General features: G+C 56.3%; 12 protein-coding genes and 2 pseudogenes. 8 read left to right on the top strand and 6 right to left on the bottom strand.

Annotated elements, in window-relative coordinates; translation table 11 throughout:
* Positions 1–227: 227 nt before the first annotated feature.
* Together istA and istB are read left to right on the top strand one after the other, a co-directional pair.
* Complete coding sequence (istA, locus tag ABIE59_RS17650; protein WP_354448939.1) at positions 228–1,700, top strand: IS21 family transposase; 1,473 nt, start codon at positions 228–230, stop codon at positions 1,698–1,700.
* Complete coding sequence (gene istB, locus ABIE59_RS17655) at positions 1,697–2,452, top strand: IS21-like element helper ATPase IstB (RefSeq protein ID WP_354448941.1); 756 nt, start codon at positions 1,697–1,699, stop codon at positions 2,450–2,452. The genes istA and istB overlap by 4 nt, the downstream gene beginning before the upstream one ends.
* Positions 2,453–2,621: 169 nt before the next feature.
* Here the strand turns inward: istB and ABIE59_RS17660 are convergent, their stop codons facing one another.
* The 5 genes from ABIE59_RS17660 to ABIE59_RS17680 all read right to left on the bottom strand — a co-directional run bounded on the left by ABIE59_RS17660 (position 2,622) and on the right by ABIE59_RS17680 (position 5,158).
* Complete coding sequence (locus tag ABIE59_RS17660; RefSeq protein WP_354448943.1) at positions 2,622–2,780, bottom strand: hypothetical protein; 159 nt, start codon at positions 2,778–2,780, stop codon at positions 2,622–2,624.
* 48 nt (positions 2,781–2,828) lie between these two features.
* Entirely contained in the window at positions 2,829–3,461 is a 633-nt protein-coding gene (locus ABIE59_RS17665; protein WP_354448945.1) for a recombinase family protein, read from the bottom strand.
* Between the two features lie 120 nt (positions 3,462–3,581).
* Positions 3,582–3,971 (bottom strand): hypothetical protein, encoded by a 390-nt coding sequence (locus tag ABIE59_RS17670; RefSeq protein WP_011784116.1) that lies wholly within the window; start codon positions 3,969–3,971, stop codon positions 3,582–3,584.
* 70 nt (positions 3,972–4,041) lie between these two features.
* A complete protein-coding gene (locus ABIE59_RS17675; RefSeq protein ID WP_011784117.1) occupies positions 4,042–4,317 on the bottom strand; it encodes a hypothetical protein in 276 nt (91 codons plus the stop codon).
* Positions 4,310–5,158: a hypothetical protein gene (locus ABIE59_RS17680; protein ID WP_011784118.1), complete on the bottom strand. Its 849-nt coding sequence runs from the start codon at positions 5,156–5,158 to the stop codon at positions 4,310–4,312. The genes ABIE59_RS17675 and ABIE59_RS17680 overlap by 8 nt, the downstream gene beginning before the upstream one ends.
* A 376-nt stretch (positions 5,159–5,534) precedes the next feature.
* On the opposite strand from ABIE59_RS17680, the gene ABIE59_RS17685 reads away from it, so the two are divergent.
* Together ABIE59_RS17685 and ABIE59_RS17690 are read left to right on the top strand one after the other, a co-directional pair.
* On the top strand, positions 5,535–5,705 hold the full coding sequence (locus tag ABIE59_RS17685; RefSeq protein WP_220150157.1) for a hypothetical protein: 171 nt from the start codon (positions 5,535–5,537) through the stop codon (positions 5,703–5,705).
* A 63-nt stretch (positions 5,706–5,768) separates the two neighbouring features.
* The gene (locus ABIE59_RS17690; protein ID WP_022988836.1) at positions 5,769–5,978 is read left to right on the top strand and encodes an IS66 family transposase; all 210 of its coding nucleotides are present in this window, start codon (positions 5,769–5,771) and stop codon (positions 5,976–5,978) included.
* On the opposite strand, the pseudogene ABIE59_RS17695 reads toward ABIE59_RS17690, so the two are convergent.
* Positions 5,931–6,563: pseudogene (locus tag ABIE59_RS17695) on the bottom strand (transposase); the annotation flags it as partial. The gene ABIE59_RS17690 and the pseudogene ABIE59_RS17695 overlap by 48 nt on opposite strands.
* 203 nt (positions 6,564–6,766) lie before the next feature.
* Between ABIE59_RS17695 and ABIE59_RS17700 the strand changes: the two are divergent.
* The 4 genes and pseudogenes from ABIE59_RS17700 to ABIE59_RS17715 form a co-directional block, all read left to right on the top strand.
* Positions 6,767–6,925, top strand: a pseudogene (locus tag ABIE59_RS17700) (MarR family transcriptional regulator); the annotation flags it as partial.
* 101 nt (positions 6,926–7,026) lie between these two features.
* The gene (locus ABIE59_RS17705; protein ID WP_011784122.1) at positions 7,027–7,866 is read left to right on the top strand and encodes a universal stress protein; all 840 of its coding nucleotides are present in this window, start codon (positions 7,027–7,029) and stop codon (positions 7,864–7,866) included.
* A 186-nt stretch (positions 7,867–8,052) separates the two neighbouring features.
* Positions 8,053–8,499 (top strand): MarR family transcriptional regulator, encoded by a 447-nt coding sequence (locus tag ABIE59_RS17710; RefSeq protein ID WP_011784123.1) that lies wholly within the window; start codon positions 8,053–8,055, stop codon positions 8,497–8,499.
* 334 nt (positions 8,500–8,833) lie between these two features.
* On the top strand, positions 8,834–9,766 hold the full coding sequence (locus tag ABIE59_RS17715; RefSeq protein WP_220150708.1) for a lipid A deacylase LpxR family protein: 933 nt from the start codon (positions 8,834–8,836) through the stop codon (positions 9,764–9,766).
* Positions 9,767–9,796: the final 30 nt, after the last annotated feature.

The raw sequence follows: 9,796 nt of genomic DNA on the forward strand, positions 1-9,796 counted from the left end.
CTGGAAACACTGCTGCCCTGGAACGTTGAGTTGCCGGCTTTGAAAAAAGTGGCTCAATACGATTAGGGCAAGAGGGTCGATTTAGCGGCGCTTACCGGCGACAATTAGGATGACCGGTTAGCGACAACTATCTTGGCCGGTTGGGTGTAACAATTGGCCCCTTGTTTTCCATGGTGGAGCAAAGGGTGCCAGGCCAACACATAACCAACCGACAAGAGGAGCTGTACATGCAGCACCGACAACATGGCGCAAGCCAGGAAGTGGCTGCCGCCAAGGCGGGCATTTCCGTTCGATCCGGGCGACGCATCGAGACGTCAACCCAAAACCCCCGTGTTCACACCGAGCGCCAGTGGCGCACCCGAGAAGATCCACAGGGACTGGAAGCCGTTTGGGATACAGAGCTGCTCCCTTTGCTTGAAAATGAGCCCAAGCTGACAGGCACAACCCTGCTTGACTACCTGCAAGAGCGTTACCCTGAGCACTACGACCAGGCCATCCTGCGCACACTGCAACGCCGGGTGAAACAATGGCGAGCACTTCATGGGCCGGAGCGAGAGGTCATTTTTCGCCAACAGGCCGTGGTGGCACAGCAGGGGTTCTCTGATTTTACCCATCCCGATAACCCGATTACGATTCAGTCCAAGGCCTTTCCACACCTGCTCTACCAGTTTCGCCTGGCCTACAGTGGCTGGCGTTCGGTCACTGTGGTTCAGGGCGGTGAGAGTTATGCGGCTCTGGCGACGGGGTTGCAGCGGGCCTTACAGCAGGCTGGAGGGAGCCCCGTTGAGCACCGAACAGATAGCTTAAGTGCGGCACGCAATAACCGGCAGAACGTGTGGACTGACGCTTACAGCGAGCTGTGCCAGCATTACCGCATGACCCCCACCCGGAATAATCTGGGACAGTCCCATGAGAACGGCGTGGTGGAGTGTGCCAATGGCTCGCTCAAGAAACGCCTGGCACAACAGCTGTTACTGCGCGGCCACAATGACTTCGAGAGTATTGCCGCCTATCAGGCTTTTATCGATCGCGTGGTCAGCAAACTCAACCAACGCAACCGGTCGCGTGTGCTTGAAGAGCAGGCCGCCTTGCAGCCTCTGCCGGAGTTTACGGTGGCGGAGTATCAGACCCTCCACCTCAAGGTGACGCGCAGTTCGACCATCGAAGTCCGCCGCGTTGTCTACACCGTGCCATCGCGCCTGATTGGCGAATCGATACAAGTCCGGCTGTACCACGACAAGCTCGTATTGTTCGTCGGTCAGCAGCCGGCACTGACCTTACCGCGCGTGTATCCGAAGCCCGGTGAGAATCGCGCCCGCAGCGTCAATTACCGGCACGTGATCTGCTCGCTGGCCTCCAAGCCGCAGGCCTTCCGTTACTCCCAGTTGCGTGACGATCTGCTGCCGGACGACAACTACCGCGAACTCTGGCAACTCGCCGATACGCATCTTGAACCCCGTGAAGCCTGCAAGTGGATCGTGACAACACTGCGGCTGGCCTTCGAATACGATGACGAGCAATCGCTGGGGGAAGACTTGTTGATAGAAGCCCGGGCCGGCCGGTTCGCGTCAATTACTGAGATCCAGTCACGCTACCTTCGCGGCAACCCAGATCTCAAAGCCGCAGCCTCAAGCCAACACAGCTTAGCCAGCTATAACGAGCTGCTGTCCTCCATTAATCGTCAGGAGGTTCAGGCATGACAGGCTCTGTCGCCTTACTGCTCAAAGAGCTGCGCCTGCCAGCCTTCCATCGTCACTATCAATCGCTCTGGGAGACGGCCGTTGAAAAGAACTGGTCGCACACCGATTATCTGGCGGCACTGTGTGAATACGAACTCTCTGACCGCTACCAGCGCCGTACCCAGAAGTGGCTACGGGAGGCAAAGCTTGCGGCCAATAAAACCTTCTCGGCGCTGGATCAAAGCGGGTTCAGCCGCCCCTGCAACGCCGCACTGGCCAAGCTGCAACAAGACAGTGACTGGGCACACCATGCCGACAATGTGCTCTTGATCGGCCCCAGCGGCACGGGCAAAACCCACATCGCCAATGCCCTGGGCCATCAACTCACCGAGCAGGGCGTGCGCTGCAAACTGTTCCCGGCCATAGCGCTGGTTCAGCACCTACAGCAGGCCAAGCGCGACCTAGACTTGATGACCGCCATGACACGGCTGGATAAATATCGAGTCATCATCATCGATGACATCGGTTATGTAAAAAAGACAGATGCAGAAACCCAGGTGCTGTTCGAGTTCATCGCCCACCGCTATGAGAGTGGCAGCTTGATCGTCACCGCCAACCAGCCATTCAGCGAATGGGATCAGATCTTCCCGGACAGCATGATGACCGTAGCGGCCGTAGACCGGCTGATACACCACGCCACCATTATCGAATTAGAGGGGGAAAGCTACCGACGACAGCAACAGCTTAAGCAGGCTGGAAAGAGTAAAAAATAAGACCACTCAACCGGCCATCATAGTTGTCGCGGACCGGACAAGATAGTTGACGCCAGACAGTCATGTGCATAACCTCATATCGACTTCACGATTATGCTGCCATGGACGACGCAGTAGGCACGGCTCTCAAACTGCCCGTTTTGGGCAAGAACACCGGTTTGCCCCGAATTTATTTCAGATCGCTATTATGACGGTGCGCCTTCCTCCGGAACTTGCGCTCTACGAACGCTTCCAGACTGTCCGCGTTTCGGTAGGCCACAACGCAGATAAAGAGTACGACTGCGACAAAGCTCAAGAATGCAATCAGGGTGGCAGATAGGTTCAGCATATTCAGGTCTCCAATGGTTGATGGCCCTTTGAGGGCACTTTGTTGGTTTCAGGCCACAGCATCGGCCTGTCTTTGTTCTTTGGCGACAGACGCAATCAAGTGCCGCGAGCAACTCAGCATCTCCTGGATCTCGCTGTAGCTGTGACCACTGCGTAGTAGGCTGGCGATGTGCTGTCTGCGCTTCAGGTCTGGTTGCCGCCCCTGGTACTTGCCCTCCGTTTTTGCTTTATGAATGCCCTGGAACTGCCGGCGCCGACGGTCTTCGTAATCTTTGCGGGCCACGGCAGCCAGCATGTCGAGCATCATGGCGTTGACCGCTCGTAGAATGGAGTCGGTGAAACCGGTGTCGTCCTTCTTTTCCAGGGCGAGCCAACTGGTCGGTAATTCCGGGGAGACGATGGCTAACCGCTTGGCGGCCAGCTTTTGCTTGAGGGAGTCCCAGTCACTCTGTTTGAGGCGAGCCAGCCGGTCGATCTGTTCGACCAGCACAATGTCACCCTCACCGGAATCTGTGATCAGCTTCATCAGCTCGGGTCGGTGCAAAGTAGCGCCGGACACGTTCTCCACGTAGAAAGCGGCAATACGCTGACCGTGGTTGGCTGCGAACTGTACCAGTGACTCCCGGGCTCGCTCCGCATTCTGTTCCTGCGTGGATGCCCGAAGGTAGGCTCGAATAAACATCGTCGGTTCCTCAGTCTGTTATAAGTGGTTCTCTCTGGCCGGTCTGGTTTAGGTGGTTCTGGTGGCCGTTACCGGGTTCGAACCTCTGGTTCTCCTGATCTGTACCCATAAGGAACCACCTCAAGAGTCGAGAAACTCCCCGAACGGATCGTCCGCTCGATAAATCTGGTTGATTCTGTCGTCATCGAAGAAACCCTCTGTACCGCCATTGCTCCCATTGCCGGAAGTTGCCTTGTTGCCCGCGCCGGTTGCCTCCTCATCACTGCCTCGACTGAACGACGCCATCTTTTGTTCGAATTCAGGAAACGTCATTTCCCCATCGGGTCCCTTGGCGAAAACCGTCTTGTAGGCATCGACTACGGCCAGTGCGAAGCGAATGAACAGTGCGACCACCCAGAGCACGAACAATAAATACCATGCGTAAAGCGCTGCATCGGTACCCCTAAAGGCGAGCTCCACAACGCCGATCCCGGCGAGCCCCACTGTTACGATTTTTGCCACTCTTACCATGGCCTCAGTCCCCGATAGTTCTTTACTTCGAAGCTACCAGAACCTGAGAAAATGCAAGTTTTTCCCGGCGTCAGGCCGCTGCGGCTTGCCCGGCCAGCCACGGCGGTTTCACCTTGCTGTAGGCATCGTTCGTCATCGCCCTCAAGTCCTGCTCGAGCTCGACCCAGCAATGGGGAGCGGTGGTCATTCGGCTCAGTCGGTCCTCCGCGTATCCGATCCGGCATTGATGGAAAATGCCTCGCTCGCTCAGGGCATTGCTGATCACAAAAGTCATGTAGACGCTATCGACTCTCAGGTCCTCCAGCGGCAGCAGTGCCAACTCAAGTTCATCGTGCCAGTCACTCATGGTCGGGCTCCCTGAACATCAGCTGTTGGCCCTGTTCATACAACACCGGATAGGGGAGCGGCTCGCCGTCCTGGATCACGGTGTTCGGTGGAAAGTACATCACTATCCAGGGAGGCATGCCGGCGCTGACAGCGCCATAGAATTCATCTACAGGAAAGGTACGTTCATGGCCGGACTGCCGAAATACCAGTCGGGAATATTTCTCGGGATGGTTGGCAGCGATGTTGTAACTGGCTGCTTCACGGCCGATGACATAGCTTGGTGTCTTCCAGTGATTCGGTTGTTGGATGTTATAGGCGATGATGCAGTTGCTATCGGCACAGCCATATCGCTCGACTGTTACCGACCACAGCATGAGCGGGTTCCCATCAATCTCCGGCGTCTTCACGTCTGTGAGCTTCGTTACATTTATCGCCATCGACTCGGCGGCCTGGGTGATGGCCTCATCTACAACGGCAACATAGTGGTCATAGGCGTCATCCTCGTTCGCCGCCAGTGATTCCGGCATCCAGCCCATCAGGCTGGGTCGCGCCGAAGGGTTGTCCGGCGTCATCATGATGTCAGTGGCGTTGAAGAACAGCGTCTGGGTGCCGGTAAGATGACGAAGCGGCGCATCTAATGAGGTGGCCAATCTGGCCAGGTCGAGGGCGCTTACCAGCAAACCCTTTCGATGCGAGCGCGTCCCGTCTGGTGAATCCCGCAGGTCCTGATCGTAGACGCCGCCGGCACGGGCCAGATTCAGTGCGCGGGATGATTCGTCGTCATAGTGTCGAGGCATGACAGCGCAACCCGCGAGCGCGGCTGTAGTTACAGCAAAACAAATGGTCTTCAACTTGGTCATTTTGAACTCCTGCGTTTTCTAAAATATTCGCACGAAGTTTCAAATATGCAAGAGGAAAATCAAAATAATATTTAATAAAATCAATGTGTTGCGCTGTCAGTACAAACTTCGGTGTATCCGCAGTGGTGCATCGGGAGTGCCGCTCTTGCTAGACTTGCCAGTAGGTTTTTTTCGGTTGAGGCGAGGTGTTGGTAAATCGGAAAAGGATCAGAAATTCCCAGTTTCCCACTTATCCCAGTTTATAAGCATGGGTAGTAACCGACCGGGCCAATAGAGAAAAAGTTTCTATTCATGCAAGAAACAGCGGGATGACGACTGCCTGAACGATACTGGTCTGCGCTTTAGTGCCGATGTGCCGGTGGAAGTCATTGAACACATGCCATCGGAGCAGATCGGGCCGGACGCCGACCAGTACGACATCCTCGGCACCAAAACCTCCTACCGGCTGGCCCAGCGGGCCTCCAGTTACGTGGTGCTGAAGGTGGAACGCCCGGTGTTCCGGCGCAAAGGGCACCGAGAAGCCTGCGACAACACCGGCTCTATTTAACGTGCTGCACAACAGCCTGGCCGATGTCAGCCTGCTGGTGGACAAGTTTCAGTCCCCCTGCCGTTGTATCGTCAGCACCAGCGCATCCAGCAATCCGGCATCACCATCAGCCGCAGTACCCTGACCAAGCTGGTCAAGCGAGCCATCGACCTGCTGCGCCCCATTGTGGATGCGCAGACCGACAACGTGCCGCGCAGCCGGTACTGGCCATCGACGAAACGCTCATCAAGGCCGGCCACCAGGGCCGGTCAGGCCCCCAAAAAGGCAAGATGAGATCCGGCTGGTTCTGGCGGCTGTCTGGCGATGCTGGCGAAGTGGTGTCATCCTGACCGACAGAACAAACAGCCCGAGGCCCCGTCGCTTGCGGTGGCCAGGATCCACCTTGCCGGCAGACTCGGCTTTGCAGTTGATGAGTCTGGCATAGGAAGCGAACTTCTGAACTGACTCAAAGCGCTGGATATCACCGATTTCGTAGAGAATGGTCAGCGCTAGGATGCGCCCTACACCGGGAATGGTCCTCAGCACACTCAGAGAAGTGGGATTATGTTGTTTGGCTTGCCGCTCCAGGTGTTCTTCAAGCTTGCTCAGCTCACGGTGATAGCACTCGATGATGGCCAGGTCGAGATTGATGTTGTGCTGGACATTCTGTCCGGCAAAGGCCGCCTGAACCTGTTCCCGGACTCCCACATTCTTAAGGTTTACCTTATTGGGTGGCGGATTGTATTGGCTGGTGGTGTTCACCACGTGGGTTTTGAGCATGGCCCCGTGCTGGACGATGCGGAAGCGTCGTCGCAGTAGGTCGCGGGTGGCCCGCATCTCGTTGGGATAGGTGTAGGCCAGCGGGAAGTTGCCGTCCTTTGATTTCCTTGTGTAGCAACACCTCCCCCTGCTGGTTGATGATACAGACGTACAGGCATGCAGCAGATTGATTCCACAATAATGATGGTAGGTGCTACGATAAAGTTTATTGAGTCTTCTCCCTTGTGGTGTTTGGTCGCCTTCCAGCTTAGCGGTCAACCGCTAGACTGGGGAGAGGGCTTAATAAGTATCAGGACAGTGACATGGACCCGCAAATCCCTCGGGATCAGTTTCCTTTCACCAGTGTCCGGTTAGCAAGGCGCTGGCGCAAGTTGCTGGATGAGCGCCTGAAAGACCTGGGGGCTACCCAGGCTCGCTGGTTCACCATGGTCTGCCTGCAGCGTGATGGTGGAGGGCTGACATAGCGGGAGATAGCCCACCTGATGGTCATCGAGAATCCGACATTGGTCCGCCTGCGTGTTTTTGAGTAGGTTATGGAAAGCGCGTGACCAGGAGGTGAAGCATGCTACCTAAGGATATCGTTGTCTTTCTTGAAGAGGCTCGGCCCTATGACCGGCGACTGGCGATCGCCGCTGACATCGCTGCGTGCTGGGATGCCTGCCTGATAGCGGTGTTTGTGGCAACGCCACTGAGAGCGATGCCTCATGCGTACGCTGTGGCCGGCCCCGCCATGCGCGCCTTGCTCGAACAGCATCGCGTGCGTGTTCGGGACGCAGAGACTCAGGTCAGGGAGCGGTTTGAGGCAATGGCTCGCGCAAGAGGTATTAGCGCAGAGTGGCGCTTGTCCGAGAGCGAGGTGGCGGAGGAATTAATGCTACACGCGCGCTATGCAGGGCTGGCGTTGGTCCCTCCCTTCGAAAGCTCCCCTGAACCTTCCATGACGGTCAGGATGGCCGAGCATGTTATCTTCGGGTCTGGACGCCCGACTATACTCATTCCTGACGAGTGGCCGGCCGGACGGATTGGACGACGTATCGTTGTTGGCTGGAACGCTAGCAGGGAGGCAACACGAGCTGTCGGCGATGCGTTACCCTTCCTGGCCCAGGCAGAAGCAGTGAAGGTGGTTTGTGTCTGCGATGAACCGGATGGCGAGCTGGAGTGTAGAGAAGATTTCGGCGCGGACCTGTGTCGCCACCTCGCGCGTTATGGCGTACAGGTAACACTGGAACAAGTCGACGGTGGTAAGGTCGGCCCGGTGCTACTCGAGCAGGCGCGGGCGTTCCATGCCGACATGCTGGTGATGGGCGCCTATGGCCATACGCGGCTCACCCGACTGGTGCTGGGTAGCGCTACTCGAACTGTACTCTGTCAAGCGTCAATCCCTGTGCTGGTGTCTCGTTGACTATAAACGAACGCGCTGGCGGGCTATTGACGGAGCCCTTCGGAGAAGTTCCTTAGTAGCTGGCCTGAGAACCTGCTTGAATTGCAGGTCGAATTGGCGCAAACCTGGTTAGTGCGTAACGCAGACTTGCCTCAATGATTAGCTTACGATTTACTGTTACTGAGTCAGCAATATCAGGACAGTGATATGGACCCGCAAATCCCTCGAGATCAGTTTCCCTTCGCCAATGCCCGAGTGGCAAGGCGCTGGCGCAAGTTACTGGATGAGCGCCTGAAAGACCTGGGGGTTACCCAAGCTCGTTGGTTCACCATGGTCTGCCTGCAGCGTGGTGGTGAAGGATTGACCCAGCGGGAGTTAGCCCATTTGATGACGATCGAGAATCCGACATTGGTCCGTCTGCTTGACAGCCTTGAAGAGCAGGGGCTGATTGAACGACGGCCCTGTAAGCATGATCGGCGCGTCAGGTTGCTGTACCTTACCAATACCGGTGAGCGCTTTTCGAGCGAACTGAATGAGCGGGCGAATCTCTTGCGAGAGGAGATGCTGAAAGGCATTGAAGACCAGGATCTGGAAGTCGCTCTGCGTGTGTTTGAACGGGTTATGGAAAATTCCGCCAACCCCAAATATTACTGAACCCGAGACATTTTTCAGACGCGAGCGACAAGATTAGGATTGGAGCGTTCCGCAAATTTCGCCGGCACAGGACGGTTCCATCACGGCTGGCGGTCCGTCGTTATGTGTGTTACGTTCAGTCCATGCTGAACGAAATGAACAAGTTTTGCAGCAGCCTTCCTATCATTGTTGGCGGAACACCGAATCAACTGGCACGGGAAAGTGGGGCAGCATCCGGGAGTATGGTCTTTTGCAACCGGTTCAACCCGCCTTGACAGAGGGCGCTTTATTGAAATCTCGACGTGGCAAAAAGTGTTATTGGAGTTGGTGCTCAGGTTTGTTGCTGGGCTTCCTTGTGACGTCAGCTTCCGCCGACGGCCTGCTGTCCCTGAAAGTGGAAAACGATGCCTTTTCCGCCGGTGGCGATGGTCAATACACCAACGGCGTAGAGGTGATCTGGGCCTTTGAGCCCCCGGATCGACATTGGGCCCGCCGTCTTGCGGACGTCATTCCGGGCTGGTCTGGCAGTACTCTTGCGGGCGTAACGTACCGGCTCGGGCAACAGATCTATACGCCCGAAGATATAGAGGTCGAAACGCTTATTAAAGATGACCGCCCCTATGCCGGCCTTTTGTTTGGTGGAATTTCGCTACTGAGCGAAAGGGAGCACGGTGGCTTGCGTTTGGCAGACAGCCTGCATATCGACGTGGGCATCGTAGGACCGGCTTCCGGTGCTGAGGTAGTCCAACGAAATTTCCACGATCTTATTGCGGCAGACAAGCCGAGGGGTTGGGACAACCAGCTTGAGAACGAGCCAGTGATTAATTTTGGTTATGAACGGGCCTGGCTTAAACAACAGGATGTCGCTGAGCTAAGCCTGGAATATGGACCGTCTGCCGGGTTTGCGCTCGGCAACCTGTATACCTACGCTTCCAGCGGCCTTGGGTTTCGTTTGGGAGAGGGGCTTGATCGTAGTTTCGGCATTCCGTCAGTCGCCCCCGCACAAGGCGGGCAATCTTCTTTTCGGCGGGATCGGGGCTTTAGCTGGTACGTCTTCGCTGCCGTAGAAGGGCGCTATACAGCACACAACCTGCTGCTCGACGGCAACAGTTTCGAGGACAGCCACTCCGTTGACAGTCGTGAGTGGGTTGGCGATGCTCAGGTGGGTGCGGCATTGACCTGGGATCGCTGGCAGATCGCCTACACCTACCTGTGGCGCAGCGAAGAATTCGAGGAAAAGGACGGCGTCGATCAGTTTGGATCGATCGTTCTGTCTACCTGGTTATAAGTGAAGGCATGAATTGAACGGTTTTTGAGT

The sequence above is a fragment of the Marinobacter sp. MBR-99 genome (genome assembly GCF_040547575.1).
GTDB lineage: Bacteria > Pseudomonadota > Gammaproteobacteria > Pseudomonadales > Oleiphilaceae > Marinobacter.